Raw genomic sequence first — 15,501 nt, 5'->3', positions numbered from 1 at the left:
ACATCGCAAAGGGCGAACCCTTCCCGCCCCTCGCATTTTGGGCAGAAAGATCATATCTGCGGCCTTGAGCTGATTATCCATTGCCACTTCGTAAGGGGTGCGCCGCCCTCATGCGGATGCTGCCACAACCGAGTTCACCATTCGACCGAACAGGACCATCATGGATTACGTCATCGACCGCCGTCAGTTGCTGCGCGGTGCCGGCGCAGCGGGCGGTGGATTTGCTCTCGCTGCCTGGTTGCCGGCTTGGGCCCAATCGGTGTCCCCGGGCCTGACCGCGCCGCTGCCGGTGGTTTCGGGCGAGGACATCACGCTCAGGATTGCCCGCCAGACGATGATGATCGATGGCCGCCCATCGCGGGCGATCGGCATCAACGGCACCGTGCCCGCGCCACTGATCCGCCTGCGCGAAGGCCAGAACGTGCGCCTCCATGTCGTCAACGATCTTGACGAGGACAGCTCGATCCATTGGCACGGCCTGCTCGTACCGCCACAGTTCGATGGGGTGCCCGGCGTATCCTTTCCGGGCATCAGGCCGCGGTCGACGTTCCTCTACGAATTTCCGATCCGGCAGAGCGGCACGTACTGGTATCACAGCCATTCGGGCATGCAGGAGCAGCTTGGGCATTACGGCCCGATCGTCATCGACCCCGCCGGCGTCGATCCGGTCCGGTCCGACCGCGAGCATGTCATCGTGTTGTCCGATCACAGCCCGATGTCGCCCGATGCGATTTTCCGCGCGATGAAGGTCAACCCCGGCAACTTCAACTTCCAGCGACAGACGCTTGCGGGGTTGCTGTCCGGTCGCGACCAGACGCTCAAGGACCGCATGAACTGGGGCAGGATGCGGATGGACCCGGCCGACATCTCTGACGCGACCGGCGCGGCCTATACCTACCTCGTCAACGGTCATGGGCCGCACGACAACTGGACGGCACTGTTCACGCCCGGCCAGCGGGTGCGCCTGCGCGTGATCAATGCGTCGTCCATGACGACCTTCAACGTACGCATCCCCGGACTCCGGCTGACCATCGTCCAGGCCGATGGCCAGAACGTGATGCCGGTCGAGGTCGATGAGTTCCAGATCGGCGTGGCCGAAACCTATGACGCGATCGTCACACCGGCCGACGACCGCGCCTACACGCTGGTCGGCGAGGCGATCGACCGATCGGGCATGGCGCGCGCCACGCTGGCGCCGCGGGCCGGCATGGCGGCCGAGGTGCCGCACTTACGCAAACGTCCGCTCACGACCATGAAGGACATGGGGATGGACATGGCGGGCATGCCGGGCACGGCAGGCATGGCCGTGCCGGGTGCGGGCGACATGGCGCCACGGGGTATCGATCCCACCGCCGAACAGAACCGTTCGGCCACGCTGGCGACCGGCGCGGCGGCCGGGCCCGGCATGAGCGCAGGCACCGGTATGGACCATGCCGGCATGGCGGGCATGAAGACGGGCGCGGGAACACCCGGCGACGGAATGGCCGGCGCGGCCCAGATGGACATGGGGTCCATGAAGATGCGCGACTTTGCTGCCGCGCCGCAGGTCACGAAGGGTCCGGGTGTCCAGACCATCTCGCCGATGCCGGTCGACCGCACCGGCGAGCCGGGTCAGGGACTGGAGGATGTCGACCACAAAGTGCTGGTCTACCGGGATCTGATGGCGCTGACACCCAACCCGGACGTCCGCGCGCCGTCGCGCAGCATCGACATCCATCTGACCGGCAACATGGAACGCTTCATGTGGTCGTTCGACGGGGTGAAGATGTCGGACGCGATGGAACCGATCGCGTTCATCGAAGGTGAACGGGTTCGCGTGAATCTCATCAACGACACCATGATGGGCCACCCGATCCACATCCATGGCCATTTCTTCGAACTCGTCATCGGCCACGGCGACCACGCCCCGCGCAAGCACACGGTCATCGTCGCGCCCGGCAGCAAGGTCACCTGGGATTTCACCGCCGACGCGGTGGGTGACTGGGCGTTCCACTGCCATCTGCTCTATCACATGATGGCAGGAATGATGCGCACCGTCAGCGTGCGGACGAAGGAAGGCACGGCATGAGCCGGGCCGCCTTCACGCTGGCACTTGGTATCGCGGTCGCCGCGCCGGTCGCGAGCCAGGCCCAATCTATGGCGGGGTCGATGCAGGGGTCGATGGCGGGCATGGACATGAACGGCATGACCATGCCCCACCCGGCCAAGAAGCCGACCGCGCGAAGGCCGGTGGCACGCAAACCAGTGCCCCACAGCGCACCCAAGCGGCGAGTAGTCCGGTCCGGGCCGACCAGTGTCGGCAGAGCTGGTCCCGCGACCGCGAAGGGCATGGACGATATGAACGACATGCCGGGGATGGCGATGGCGCCCGCATCCGTCGTGCCGCCCTCCCCTGCCCCAGCTGGGCCAGAACCGATGCCGGGAATGGACATGGGCGCGCCCGGCGCTGCCGCCACGCCAGCGATGCCCGGCATGGACATGTCCGGCCATGCCAAACCGATGGCGACGATGCCGGGGATGGCAATGACCGGCACTGCGCTGGCCGCCGGCGATGCGCCCGCGCCACCACCGCCGACCGACCACTATGCCGACCGGCAGTTTCCGGCGTCGGAGATGGACCGCGCCCGCCACGCCATGATGCATGAGCAGGGCGGACGATCCTTTGCCCAAGTGATGTTCAACCTTGCCGAAGCGCAGATCCGCAATGGCGAGAACGGCTATCGGTGGGACGGCGAAGGCTGGTTTGGCGGCGACATCGACCGCCTGACCATCAAAAGCGAAGGCGAAGGCGTTTTTCGCGAAGGGGTCGAGGCTGCCGAAGTCCAGGCGCTGTACAGCCACGCGATCGGCCCGTATTTCAACCTCCAGGCCGGCGTCCGTCACGACTTCCGGCCCTCGCCGACGCGCACCTACGCGACGGTCGGATTCGAAGGGCTCGCGCCCTACTGGTTCGAGGTCGCAGGGGCGCTGTTCCTGTCCGACACGGGGGACGTCCTCGGCCGGCTCGAAGGCTATTACGACCAGCGCATTACACAACGACTGATCCTCCAGCCTCGCATCGAACTGAACCTGTCGGCGCAGGACGTGCCGGCAGTCCGGCTTGGTGCCGGCCTGACCGACGCGGAGCTGGGCCTCAGGTTGCGCTACGAGATCAGCCGACAGTTCGCGCCTTACCTTGGCATGTCGTATGAAGCCAAGACCGGGCGAACCGCCGACTTCGCGCGGGCCGATGGCAGGAAACCATCCAGCACCAGCCTGGTGGCCGGCGTGCGATTCTGGTTCTGAACACACGCCTGTTCACGACTAAAGCGACAGGTTTCGACGGCGGACCTGCGCGCCACCACCTCAGGCGAGGTCGGTGGCGCCGGTAAGTCACCAACGCCCGCTTGGATGAGCGCTTCATAATAAGCCGGCAGCAGCACCGCTTCGGCCTCGCGCCGCGCATCGCCCGCAAATGCGCCGCCGATCGGATACGCTACATCGAGCACGCCGTAACTGAACGTCAGGGTCTGCCAGTCGACGATCGTCACCGGACGCCCGCCCTCAGGCGTGGCGAACAGGAAACTGTACTCGCGGCGAGAGAGGCCAAGCTGTCTGGCGATGGCACGGCTGCCGGCATCCGAGCTGTGGAACTTGCCAATGATCGTCGCTGGCGCGCGCTGGTCTGCGCCGCTCGCATACCGGAGCCCGTAACGATAAGTTTCGCCGACCTGACCGGTGCCGACAGGTGACACGTCGAAGCTCTCGACATCGACCGCGTAGCCCGCTTGCCGAAGCGCGGCGCCGAGCCAGGCGGGATCGACCACGCCGGAATCGACCACGCCTGGCGTTGTTGGTGCCGCCATCGTCATTCTCCCGCACCCGTTTTCTGTTCTTTCGTCGCCGTGCCCGGCTTCCGCCGTGACGCTGCCGTCCGTTTCTTGGCCAGTTCGCGCAACGCCACCTTGGTGCGGATCAGCGCAAAGCAGCCGAGCATGTCCGACAGCGCGTTCAGGACCATGCCGGCGGCGGCATCTTCCTCGACCGCGCCTTCGGCGAGCGCGACGAACGTCTCGATTTCCCATTTCGCCAGCGCGGTGGCGTGCTCCACATAGATTTTCAGCTGCTTGGGCGAAAACCCGAACTTCTCCTGGAAACCCGCAGCGCGCATGTTGCCCCACAGCGCCAGCATCTGGGCGTCGCCGCGCGTGACATGCGGTTGTCCGTCGATCGTTTTGACGTCGATCGCACCCACCCGCCGCATCGCCGGCGCATCCGACAGCGCCAGCGGATTGCGCGGCAGGACGGCGGTGACCGGGATCATGTCGTTGTCGATACCCAGCCGCGCGGCGACCAGTTCGTCGAGATGCTGGTAACCGCTTGCCCGCCGTGGGAAGCTGGCAACGTCGCCCGCCATCGCCTTCCTGATCTGTTCGAGCGACAGCCCCTGCTCACGCTGCAGACTGCGCACGGCGTTGATCGCACGAACATGCGTATCATCGTAGTCCGCAGTGCGCGGGCCCTGGCTTACCGGCGCGGGAATCAGCCCCAGACGCAGGAAGACGCGCACCGTCTCGCGGTTGACGCCCGTGGCCTGCTCGAGTTCACGCATCTTCACGACAATTCTCCCGGCAGCTGCGTACCCCACATACGCACCGACTTGCAACACCTGCGTATCATCTATACGCAGGTGCGATAACAAGGCGATCGTCCTCTGGTCGATCGGCCCGACGGGAGAATGCCATTGTCACGTCCGACGATACCGACCGACCTCATCGCACCGCTGTTCACCCCGGCGACGTTCGCGCAGCCCGAGATCGTCGATACGCTGCTCGAGCGGCTGCGGCTGGACTACCCGCTTGCCGTCGCCGAAGTGCCGGGGTTCGATCCGCACTGGATCGTCACCCGTTACCGCGACATCCAGGAGATCAGCCGCCGCGACGATATCTTCCACAGCGCCGATCGCTCCAAGACACTGGTCAATCAGGGCGGCGAGGCGTTGATGCGCCAGTATAGCGGCGGGGCCCCGCATATTTTCCAGTCGCTCGTGCAGATGGACCCGCCGATGCACACGGCCTATCGCGCGGTCACCGAACCGGCGTTCAGGCCCAAGGCGCTGGGGCCGATCGCCGACCGGATCCGCCCGATCGCCAAAGCCTATGTCGACAAGCTGGCGGCGCTGGCACCGGCCTGCGATTTCGCCGTGGACATCGCCTTCGGCTATCCGGCCCGTGTCGTGCTGAGCCTGATCGGGGTGCCGGAAGACGATCATCCACGGCTGGTCGAATTGACCCACTGGCTGTTCAGCTATGCCGATCCCGATCTCATGCGCCCCGGCGCCGATCCCACGAACCCGGCCGAGCACATCAAGACCTGGACGATCATCTACGAGGAATTCCGCGACTATTTCGCCAAAGTGACCGCAGACCGCCGGGCTCACCCGCAGGACGATATCGCATCGATGATCGCCAATGCGGAAATCGACGGATGCCCGATGACCGAGCGCGCGCTGATCTCGTACTACATCATCCTGTCCACCGCCGGCCACGACACGACCGCCGCGACCACCGCGATGGGCATGTGGTTGCTGGCCAAGCGGCCCGACCTGCTTGCCCGTCTGAAGGCTGAGCCGCGCGATATTTCCCGGTTCGTCGAAGAGGCGATCCGCTGGACGACGCCGGTGAAGCACTTCATCCGCTCGGCTGCGGAAGACTATGACCTTGCCGGCCAGCGGATCGCCAAGGGCGACTTGCTTTACCTCTCGTTCGCATCGGCCAATCGCGACGAAACGGTGTTCGACGACCCGTTCTGCTTCGATATCGATCGCAATCCCAACCGCCATCTCGCCTTCGGCTTTGGTGACCACGTATGCATCGGCCAGCATCTCGCCCGGCTGGAAATGCGGCTGTTCTGGGAAGAGCTGATCCCGCGCCTGCGCTTTGTCGAAGCGGCCGGCGAGCTGCGCATCAGCGAGTCCGAATTTGTCAGCGGCCCCAAATCGGTGCCGATCAGCTTTGCCATGGAAGCTGGCTGATGCCGGTCGATCGCCCCGCTCGCAATGCCGACCACTTGTTCAGCGACATCTTCCTGCCGGCAGAAACGTGCGCCATCCGCGCCGAAATCCGCCAGTTTGCCGACGACGTGCTGCGCCCCGTGGCGCACGAGATCAACACCACGCCTGAATCGGTCACCGCGTTCCGTCGCGACATCTTCCGCCAGATGACCGATGCCGGGATCTACCGCATCCCCTATGCGGCCGAATTCGGCGGGCGCGGCCTGGAATTTCCGACCCTGGCAACGTTCACCGCGATGGAGGAACTGGCCTATTACGTGCCGGGCCTCACGTCCGCGCTGTATGACGGGCAGGCGGTGCTGGTCGGCAAAACGCTCGAAGCCAATCCCGGACCGATGCGCGAGGTGTGGCTGCCCCGGCTGGTGCGCGGCGAATTCATCGGTTCGTTCGCCACCAGCGAGCCGGCCGCCAGCACCGATCTGTCCGCACGCTCGATGCAGACGGTCGCCACGCCAGCCGGCAGCGAGACCGGCGGGGGCTGGCGCGTTTCGGGGCGCAAGCGCTGGATCACCAATTCGTCGATCGGCGACATCTGTCTGACGCTGTGCCGCACCGGTGACAGCCTGACGATGCTGGTGATCGATCTGCACGCAGCCGGCGTGAAAGTCGGCACGCCCGACCGCAAGATGGGCAACCACGCGCAGCTTACCTCCGACATCTGGTTCGATGACGTGTTCGTGCCGGCAGAGAACGTGATCGGCGCGGTTGGGGGCGGACTGCGCGTGGCGCTCGGCGCGCTTGCGCTGGGCCGCATGGGCGTGGGTGCGATGGGCACCGGCATGGCACAGGCCGCGTTCGATTACGCGGTGCAGCACATGCAGCGGCGCGAGGTCTTCGGCCAGAAGCTCGGCGCCTTCCAGCACTGGCAGTTCCGCTTTGCCGACCACGCGACCGGCATCGAAAACGCGCGCAGCCTGTACCAGAAGGCGGCCTGCCGCCATGACCGCACCCCGGGCGATGTCGAGCCCCAGGCCGCCATGGCCAAGATTGCCGGCAGCGAACTGGCGGTCGACGTCTCACGCGATGCGATCCAGGTCTGCGGCGCCTATGGCTTCATCCGCGAGCTGTTGGCCACGGGCGAAACCTTTCCGCTCGAGTCCATCTACCGCGACGCCAAGATCGGCGAAATCTACGAAGGCGCCAATGAAGTGCAGCGTGTGATCGTGGCGAGAGCGGTGCTCGGACGTTCGATCACCGGGTGAAGGTGCCGTGCCGCCGGTGCCGGTTCGAGATGCCGGTGTGGTATTGTTGACCGCACCCGCTACAGGCGGACCGCGCAAGCTCAGGCAATTCAGGCAGACGTATGGCCCGCAAACATTCGAAACATGATCCCTACGGAGACTTGGATCGCGAGGACGAGGTTCCGGCGACGGCCGTCACCTGCTGGCTTTGTGGGCGGCCAACCGGAAAGACTATCGTCTGGCACCATCCCGTGCCCAAGAGCCGGGGCGGACGCGATGTTGTGCCCATGCACCCCATTTGCCAGCAGACGCTGATCGCCAATTTCACCAATTCCGAACTGCAGCGCCACGGGATGGATGTGGAGGGCCTGCTGGCCCATCCCAACGTCCGCAAATTTGTCGATTGGGTGGCGAACAAGGCCCCGGATTTCACCGCGACCACCGCCAAGAAGCAACGGTGATCGGTGATCCGCATTTGCATCGTGTGGTGAGGTTATCGCAACACCACGTCGAGTAGATGCACATCACGCGGCTGCCGGGCGGTTCCGCAGTGTGCCCGAGTAATCATATCGGCGAGAGCGACAAAGGTGACCCACGCCGTGACGTGGGTCACCTGGATGTCAAAAATTACTCCGCCGCAACTTGATACGTCGAAGGCTGATAGTCGGGATCGTACGCCGAAGTGCGGATGACCCGGCCCGGAAGTTTCCCGGTGCAGATGTCGTTCTCGAACGTCATCACACCGTTCACGAAAATGGCGCGGAACCCGACCGAGCGTTCGACCAGGCGCAGACCGCCGCCGACGATTTCCTCGCCCACCGGCTCGGGGGTCGAAATTACTAGTTTTTCGAGATCGTAGACGACGATATCGGCCGGCATTCCCGGCTGCAGTGTTCCGAGATTGTCGATGCCCGTTGCATGCGCGGCGAACGCGGACAACCGCCAGTGCGCTTCTTCCAGCGACATGACCTTGTGGTCGCGAACCATCTCGGCCAGCATGATCGTCGGATACTTGCCCATCGACAGGAACCGCGTGTGGGCGCCGCCGTCCGACACGCCGGGAACCACAAACGGGTGCTTGGCGACTTCGGCATTGGCGTCTTCGTCATCGCTGGTCAGGTCGGCGATGTAGAAGAACGTCTTGAGACCTTCGGCTACAGCGATATCGAGGAAGGCATCGAGCGGGGTCTTGCATTCGCTCGCGGCAATCTCGTCCAGCCACCGGCCGACGTACTTTTCCTGATCGGATTCGAACACCTTGATCTTGTCCCAGCGACCCGACCAGACGCGCACGAGGTAGTTGTCCAGATCATGCTGAAGCTTCTGGCGGATATCGGGATTTTCGAGATTTTCGAGTTTCTGTTCAACCGGGCAGGCCAGCGCCTCGGCCCAGGCCGGCATGTCGTCGAACAGGTTGTATTCGATCAGATTGAACAGCGATCCGATGCGGACGATGCCGCCCAGCGCATAGACCCGGTAACCCCGCGCGTTCGCCTCTTCCAGTCTGTGCAGGGCTTCGCGGAACGCCTCGGGCTTGTGGTTGGAATGGAACAAGGCGGTGTGGATCGCGGGCCGGCCCGAAAGGTCCGAAAACCGCTGGAGCAGTTCGATCTCGGGTTCGCCCAGGGAAATGTCCTCAGGCGTTACTTCGACCGAGCCAACGTTGAATTCGCGGCCGATCTTGAGCAGTTCCTCGATCTCGGACATGTCGGCGGATGCGCTTGGCAGCAGGCCGCCGTCGGCATCGCGATCGATCAGGCTGAAATCGGTCGAAAGGCCCAGCGCGCCTGCGCGATAACCGTCGCGGACCAGTTCCTTCAACTGCTCGAGCTCATCGCCTTGCAGGTCCTTGCGCCGGTCGTCCGTGCCCATGACGTAAGCCCGGATGGCGCTGTGGGGAATGTAGAACGCCGCATTCACGCCGAGCCCCGATCGCTCGAGCGAGGTCATGTAATCATCCTGGCCCACCCAGTCCCAGCGCATCGACAGCTTCATCGCCTCGTACGGGATTGCCTCGACGCGGGTCATCCGGCGCATCACCCGTTCGCGGTCGTCGGGCCGGCAGGGCGCGAAGCCAAAACCGCACAGGCTCATGATGACCGTGGTGATGCCGTGCCAGCAGGATTGCGAGCAATAAGGATCCCACTGCACTTGCGCATCGTAGTGGGTGTGGATGTCGATGAAGCCCGGCGCGACGATCTTGCCGGTTGCATCCACCTCTTCGCGACCGCGGCCCGGGACTTTGCCGATCGAGACGACCTTTCCACCCGAGACGGCAACGTCTCCGATGAACGACGGCGCCCGCGTGCCGTCCACGATGCGACCGTTGCGGATCACCACGTCGTATTGCAGTTCAGCCATTTTTTCCACTCCGGGATCAGTGGGTATTCCCACTCGTGATAATTCAGACCAGGTTCTTTGCGCGCAACAGCTGCATCGCGCCTTGCGAGAATTCGGCACCCGGTGTGTCACCGCCGATGATGCCCATCAGGATGTTGGTCGTTGCGGGGTCGGCATTCTTCGTGACGTTCACGAACCGCCGATTGACCCCTGCCGGCATGGAAATGGTGTCGAGCGGGCCGAGCGTAACCGCTTCGACCCGGTCATCGACTTCCCACTGGAACTCCCAGATTCCGGTCATCGGAATGAACGTTTCGTTGGTGTCATGGTTGTGCATCAGGGCTCCATTACCGCTGACGCAGGCCACATAGCCGACATTGAAGCCTTCCTGGATGCGGATTCCGGCCTTTTCAGCGGCTTCCGCGCCCACGGGGGAGACAATCGTGTTATCTCCCGCGGGCGGCTGAAAGCCGAGGACATTGTAGATCGTCCGCTCGCTGCCGGGATAGTGGCTGTCGGGCAGGCCGCCATCGTAACCTTCGAGGTCGGCGAACCTGGCCACACGCTGCATCATCGCATCGCGCGTGACCCGCTTGGTCGGTAAGCTCATCGCACTCTCCCAAATGCCCGGAATCTTGTCGATCACGGACCGGTGCCCATTCTCGGCAAAATCCTATCGGTCGCGACATAATTGTCAATTGATTATATTTACAACACTATGTGATAGAACTAGATGCGGATGACGACTTTGCCAAAATGGCTTGCCTGTTCGAGATAACGCAGCGCGGCAGGCAATTCCTCGAACTCGAACACCCGATCGACCAGCGGTTCGATCCGCGATTTCTCGATCGACCGGTTCATCGCCTCGAACATTTCCCGTGACCCCACTTCGGTGCCGCGCAACGTCACGCCGGCGAGCAGGACATGCACCGGGTCGATCTGCCCGGGCGCGACCAGCCCGATCACGTGGATCCAGCCATTGCGCGCGGTGCTGCGCACGGACTCGAGCATCGTCCCCCCACCGCCGGTTTCGATCACGTGATCGGCACCGCGCCCGTTGGTGAATTCGCGAACCTTCGCCGACCATTCCGGATGTTCGCGGTAGTTGATCGTGCAGTCTGCGCCCAACGCCCTGGCTTTCGCCAGCTTTTCGTCGCTCGACGACGTGACGATAACCCGTGCGCCGGCAGCATGGGCGAATTGCAGCGCAAATGTCGATACGCCGCCGGTGCCGAGCGTCAGCAAGGTCTCGCCCGCGACGAGCGGGCGCGGGCCGTGCAGTCCGTTCCAGGCGGTCAACGCGGCGCACGGCAATGTCGCGGCCTGCGCGAAGTTCAGGTTGCGGGGCGCGCGGATCACCTTGTCCGCATCGAACACGCGGTATTGGGCCGCCACGCCATCCAGCGAACCGCCCAGCGCGGACTCGCCATCGCTGTCGAGCATGGGGCCGCGCAGCCAGGACTGGAAAAACAGGGGGATAGCGCTGTCGCCGACCGCGAACCGGTCGACGCCCTCGCCCACGGCGACAACTTCGCCGCAGCCGTCCGACAGCGGCGAAATGACATCGAGCTGGCCCCGCGGATACCGACCCTGCACCACCAGCAGGTCGCGATAATTGAGCGAGGCTGCCCTCATCCGCAGCAAGACCTGCCCCGGCCCGGCGATCGGATCGGGAAGGTCGACCAGCGCCAGTTCGTCGAGCGTGCTGCCCATGGTGTAGCGATAGGCTTTCATGATCGCGACCCCATCCCTGCGATACCTTTCGCTGCCCAGTCATCGACCTGCGCATCCGAAAATCCGAATTCGCGAAGGATATCGCCACCGTGTTCGCCCAGTGCGGGTGGCGGGCGGTCAACGCCCGGGGCGTGATGGTCGAAGCGGATCGGCATGCGGACCGTTCGGGCCTTGTCACTGCCCAACGGATATTTCGCGATGATGCCGCGCGATTGAGTCTGGGGATGGTCGAGCACTTCGTCGAACGTGTTGATGGCCGACGCCGGAACCGCGACTGCCGACAGATGCTCGACCCAGTAGGCGACAGGTCGTTCGGCGAGTACCGCGCGAACGATCTCCAGCAATTCGTCGCGATGGCGCACCCGGTCCGCGTTCGACCGGAAGCGATTGTCGTTCGCAATGTCGCCAAGCCCGGCGACGGTGCAGAACTTCGCCCATAGCCGGTCGTTGGCAACACCGATCATGATCGGGCCGTCCTGCGCATCGAAAGCCTGGTAGGGACACAGCCCGGGATGGCTGGATCCATTGCGCGCGGGCTGCACCCCGGTTTCCCAGAACGCCTGCAGCGAACCGCCCAGCAGCGACAGTGCCGTATCGAGCAGCGAGAGTTCCACCAGCATGCCTTGGCCCGTCCGTCCCCGTTCGATCAGCGCGGCCAGCACGCCGGCGAAGGCGTGAACGCCGGTCGCGTAGTCGATCGGCGAGACCGGGCTGCGGATATATCCGCCCCCCTCCTCGCCCGTTGCGGCCATCATCCCGGAGAACGCCTGCAGGATCACGTCGTACCCGGCCGAATGCTTCATCGGTCCATCGCGACCGAAACCGGAAATGGTGCAGTAGACCAGGCGCGGATTGAGCGCTTTCAACTCGTCGTAACCAAGGCCCAGCCGCTCGGCGACTCCGGTGGAGAAATTCTCGACCAGGATATCGCATTTCACGGCCATGTCGCGCGCGATGCTGCGTCCGGTTTCGGTCTTGAGATCGAGCGACAGGCTGCGTTTGTTGCGGTTCATCGCCATGAAGACCGCGCCAAACTGCGCCTTGTGGAAAGGCGGCCAATGGCGGGTATCGTCACCGAGGCCAGGCGTCTCGATCTTGACGACGTCGGCACCCAAGTCGGCCAGGCTCTGGGTGCAAAGCGGGCCGGAAATCACGCGGGAAACGTCAAGGACCCTGATCCCCGACAACGGCCGGAACGCAGGAGGGACGGCTTGCATCACAGGATCGCCTGCGCAAGGTCCACACTGGCCGCAAGGTGCAGCATGGACCGCACCCGCTCCGCAATCCGATCCGCGGTGGGAACGACCAGTCGTTGCAGATTGGGAGCAGACGGCATCGGCAGGTCCAGCCCGCCCAGCCGTGTCAGTCCGCCCTTCAGCATCGTGCCATGTCGTTCCGCGATCCGGGCGAAGATTTCCGCGCCGAAACCGCCTGTCTGCCCGGCTTCATGGACGATGAGGATGTGCGGGCAAGCCGCGACCAGTTCGGCAATCGCAGCATCGTCGATCGGCGACAGCCAGCGCAAATCGAGCACGGCCGCCGCAACACCCTCTCCCGCAACGGTTTCGGCCGCCGCAAGCGCTTCGATCACCGACGTGCCCCAGGTGATGATGCCGATATCGCTCCCCGCGCGGGCGAGCCGGGCGCCTTCGGCCCGTTCGAATATCCCGCCCAGCGCGACCTCGCCCTTGTTGAGGAACGCGCTGCGCGCCTCGATGATCACGCACGGATCGGGATCGGCGATCGCCGCGCGCAACATGGCGTAGGCATCGTGGGGCGTGCTGGGAAGACCGACCTTGATCCCGGGAATGTTGGCGAGATGCGCCTCGACGCATTGGGAATGCTGGGCACACGATCCCGGCGTCACACCCTGCTGGGTCCGCACGACGAGCGGCGCGCCGGCCAAACCGTTGGACACATAGCGGACATTCGCCGCCTGATTGATGATCTGGTCCAGCGCCACGAACAGGAAATCGCTGAACATGATCTCGGCAACGGGCTTCTTCCCGGCAAGCGCCGAACCGACCGCCATGCCCAGGATCGCGGTTTCGGCGATCGGCGTGTCCAGCACGCGGTCCGCTCCGAACTGCTTCAGCAAGCCCCGGCTGATCCCGAACACCCCGCCGGGCGCGGCGACATCCTCACCGAACAGGAGGACATCGGCATCATCGGCCATCGCATCCTGCAAAGCTCGATTGATCGCTTGCGCGTACGTCATCGTGACCAGTTCCGGGGTGCCTTGCGCCACGGCCGGTTGCGCTCCGAAAAGGTTGTCGGCAATCGTCGCTGGATCAGGCACCGAGGCTGACAGGGCAGCGTCGGTCGCCGAGTCGACAAGCGCGGCCACGTCAGCGTCGAACGTTGCGATTTCGCGGGCATCGATGCCGGCATCGGCCAGCTTTTGCGCGATGGCTTTGAGCGGATCGTTAAGCTCGGCCGTCGCGCGGTCGTCCCGCGGCCGGTAGTGTTCGATGTCCTTGTTGTAATGGCCCCACAGCCGGATGGTCTGGCATTCCAGGAATGTGGGGCCTTCGCCCCGCCGCGCCCGTGCGGCAGCGCGCATCACGGCATCCCGAACGGCTTCCGGATCGCCCCCATCCACGGCTTCGCTTTCGATCCCGTACGCTTGCGCTCGCGCCGCAAGGCTGGGGCCTGAAGCAAACACGGTCGGCGTCATCTCGGCCCATCCGTTGTTCTCGCAAACGAAGATCACCGGTAGCTTGAGGGCTGCGGCCGTCACCAAAGCCTCGTGCATCCCGCCCTGGCTCATCGCGCCATCGCCGAATGACACGGCAACCACGCTGCCGTCGCCTCTGGCTCGGGCGGCAAGCGCCGCGCCGCAGGCGATGGGCCCGCCTGCGCCGACGATCGAATTTTCCCCGATGAAGCCGCTTTTCGGCGAGGTCATCATCAGCGATCCCGCCCGTCCGCCGTTGATGCCCGAACTCCGCTGGCACATCTCCGCCATCGCCGCATCCAGCGATACTCCGGCTTCCAGCGCCCAGCCATGGCCACGGTACGTTGCCAGCACGCGGTCGTTCGGCCGCAGTCCGCTCAGCGCGCCCACCGGGATGGCTTCCTGCCCTGCGCACGGATGGATCGACCCCGCGATCACCGGTTGCGCACCAGCCGTCAGTTCCATCGCCTTCGCTTCGAACGCGCGGATTTTGGCCATCCGAAAATAGGCATCCCGAAGGAAATTCAATCGCTCGGTGGGCATCTGCATATCCAATTTTCGGCGGGAGTTGGGAAGGTGCGCGAACGATCGTCACGCTGTCGGGCGGCAAGGCTCGCGAACGCGGAACCGGCCGCCGCGGACCGGGACGGTTTGCGGTTGCGGAGACACGGCAAATCCTTCAAATGGTGACGATTGTTTCTCATTATGGAGATTTGATGCCTTCCGGTTCCGAAGACGACGTCGAAGCAGGAGACGAAACCAAGAAGTTTCGCGTGCAGTCGGTGGCGCGCGCGAGCGCGATCCTGTTTGCGGTAGCCCGCCAGGAACAAGGTCTTTCGCGCAAGGAAATCAGCAAGGCAGCGGGCCTTCCGACGCAGACGACCTATCACCTGCTCCACACGCTGAGCCAGCTGGGCCTGCTGACCCGCAACGATCAGAACAACTATGTCCTTGGCATGAAGGTCGGCAGCCTCGCCGAAGGATTCCGGCGGCAGTTGGGCGGCAGCAGGCAGATATCCCACCTTCTGCGCCAGATCGCGCGCACCACCGGCGAAACCACCTATGCCGCACGCTGGATCGACGGCGAAGTCGTATCGGTCGAAATCGTGCGCGGGCACCATTCCATCCAGGCGCTTGAACTGCCGCACGGATTCTCCGAAGACGCGCATTCGCGTTCTGGCGGAAAAGTGCTGCTCGCCCACGCCACCGACTTGCAGCGGGACGAGTATTTCCGGACGCACAAGCTCAGGAAACGCACGCCCAAGACGATCAACTCGATCAGCGAACTGACCCGGCAATTCGCCGAGATCCGCGAACAGGGATATGCCGTCGAACGCGAAGAATTCGCTGAAGGCCTGTGCTGTGTCGGCGTGCCGCTCGACGAGGGGCTTTCGCCCTATGCCATCGGGGTGTCCGCGCCCACCGAGCGTTTCAACGTCAATCTCGATGTCTACATCGAGACGCTGAAAGCGGTGGTGGGCTCGATCCACGACACGATCTGACGACGCGGCTGACAC

Annotated in this window: 13 protein-coding genes; 6 read left to right on the top strand and 7 right to left on the bottom strand. The window is 64.3% G+C overall.

Annotated elements, in window-relative coordinates; translation table 11 throughout:
* Nucleotides 1-160 precede the first annotated feature (160 nt).
* Nucleotides 161-2,068 carry a copper resistance system multicopper oxidase gene (locus NL2_RS05025; protein ID WP_068072467.1) on the top strand — a complete coding sequence of 636 codons (1,908 nt, stop codon included), beginning with the start codon at nt 161-163 and terminating at the stop codon, nt 2,066-2,068.
* The gene (locus tag NL2_RS05020) at nt 2,065-3,285 is read left to right on the top strand and encodes a copper resistance protein B (protein WP_068072463.1); all 1,221 of its coding nucleotides are present in this window, start codon (nt 2,065-2,067) and stop codon (nt 3,283-3,285) included. Before NL2_RS05025 ends, NL2_RS05020 begins: the two co-directional genes overlap by 4 nt.
* On the opposite strand, the gene NL2_RS21025 is transcribed toward NL2_RS05020, so the two are convergent.
* Both NL2_RS21025 and NL2_RS05015 read right to left on the bottom strand, forming a co-directional pair.
* Nucleotides 3,171-3,845 (bottom strand): hypothetical protein, encoded by a 675-nt coding sequence (locus NL2_RS21025; protein ID WP_157083038.1) that lies wholly within the window; start codon nt 3,843-3,845, stop codon nt 3,171-3,173. The genes NL2_RS05020 and NL2_RS21025 overlap by 115 nt on opposite strands.
* 2 nt (nt 3,846-3,847) lie before the next feature.
* Entirely contained in the window at nt 3,848-4,591 is a 744-nt protein-coding gene (locus NL2_RS05015; protein WP_245647578.1) for a MerR family transcriptional regulator, read from the bottom strand.
* 132 nt (nt 4,592-4,723) lie between these two features.
* Between NL2_RS05015 and NL2_RS05010 the strand changes: the two genes are divergently transcribed.
* The 3 genes from NL2_RS05010 (at nt 4,724) to NL2_RS05000 (ending at nt 7,694) form a co-directional block, all read left to right on the top strand.
* On the top strand, nt 4,724-6,013 hold the full coding sequence (locus NL2_RS05010) for a cytochrome P450 (protein WP_245647573.1): 1,290 nt from the start codon (nt 4,724-4,726) through the stop codon (nt 6,011-6,013).
* Nucleotides 6,013-7,254, top strand: coding sequence for an acyl-CoA dehydrogenase family protein (locus NL2_RS05005; protein ID WP_068072453.1), 1,242 nt, complete (start codon nt 6,013-6,015; stop codon nt 7,252-7,254). The genes NL2_RS05010 and NL2_RS05005 overlap by 1 nt, the downstream gene beginning before the upstream one ends.
* 101 nt (nt 7,255-7,355) lie before the next feature.
* Nucleotides 7,356-7,694, top strand: a complete 339-nt coding sequence (locus NL2_RS05000) for a hypothetical protein (protein WP_068072450.1) — start codon at nt 7,356-7,358, stop codon at nt 7,692-7,694.
* A gap of 166 nt (nt 7,695-7,860) precedes the next feature.
* On the opposite strand, the gene NL2_RS04995 is transcribed toward NL2_RS05000, so the two are convergent.
* The 5 genes from NL2_RS04995 to NL2_RS04975 all read right to left on the bottom strand — a co-directional run bounded on the left by NL2_RS04995 (nt 7,861) and on the right by NL2_RS04975 (nt 14,482).
* A complete protein-coding gene (locus NL2_RS04995) occupies nt 7,861-9,594 on the bottom strand; it encodes an N-acyl-D-amino-acid deacylase family protein (RefSeq protein WP_157083037.1) in 1,734 nt (577 codons plus the stop codon).
* Nucleotides 9,595-9,637: 43 nt separating this feature from the next.
* Nucleotides 9,638-10,219, bottom strand: a complete 582-nt coding sequence (locus NL2_RS04990; RefSeq protein WP_218006095.1) for a cupin domain-containing protein — start codon at nt 10,217-10,219, stop codon at nt 9,638-9,640.
* An 83-nt stretch (nt 10,220-10,302) separates the two neighbouring features.
* On the bottom strand, nt 10,303-11,307 hold the full coding sequence (locus NL2_RS04985) for a zinc-dependent alcohol dehydrogenase family protein (RefSeq protein ID WP_068072441.1): 1,005 nt from the start codon (nt 11,305-11,307) through the stop codon (nt 10,303-10,305).
* Nucleotides 11,304-12,524: a CaiB/BaiF CoA transferase family protein gene (locus tag NL2_RS04980; RefSeq protein ID WP_084355882.1), complete on the bottom strand. Its 1,221-nt coding sequence runs from the start codon at nt 12,522-12,524 to the stop codon at nt 11,304-11,306. The genes NL2_RS04985 and NL2_RS04980 overlap by 4 nt, the downstream gene beginning before the upstream one ends.
* Nucleotides 12,524-14,482: an alpha-ketoacid dehydrogenase subunit alpha/beta gene (locus NL2_RS04975; protein WP_218006094.1), complete on the bottom strand. Its 1,959-nt coding sequence runs from the start codon at nt 14,480-14,482 to the stop codon at nt 12,524-12,526. Before NL2_RS04975 ends, NL2_RS04980 begins: the two co-directional genes overlap by 1 nt.
* 218 nt (nt 14,483-14,700) lie before the next feature.
* Here NL2_RS04975 and NL2_RS04970 point away from each other — a divergent pair, with 218 nt between their 5' ends.
* Nucleotides 14,701-15,486 (top strand): IclR family transcriptional regulator, encoded by a 786-nt coding sequence (locus NL2_RS04970; protein WP_068072432.1) that lies wholly within the window; start codon nt 14,701-14,703, stop codon nt 15,484-15,486.
* The last annotated feature ends 15 nt before the right edge of the window (nt 15,487-15,501 follow it).

This window comes from Novosphingobium lentum NBRC 107847 (assembly GCF_001590965.1).
Taxonomy (GTDB): domain Bacteria; phylum Pseudomonadota; class Alphaproteobacteria; order Sphingomonadales; family Sphingomonadaceae; genus Novosphingobium; species Novosphingobium lentum.
This window is presented reverse-complemented; position numbering and strand designations above follow the sequence as displayed.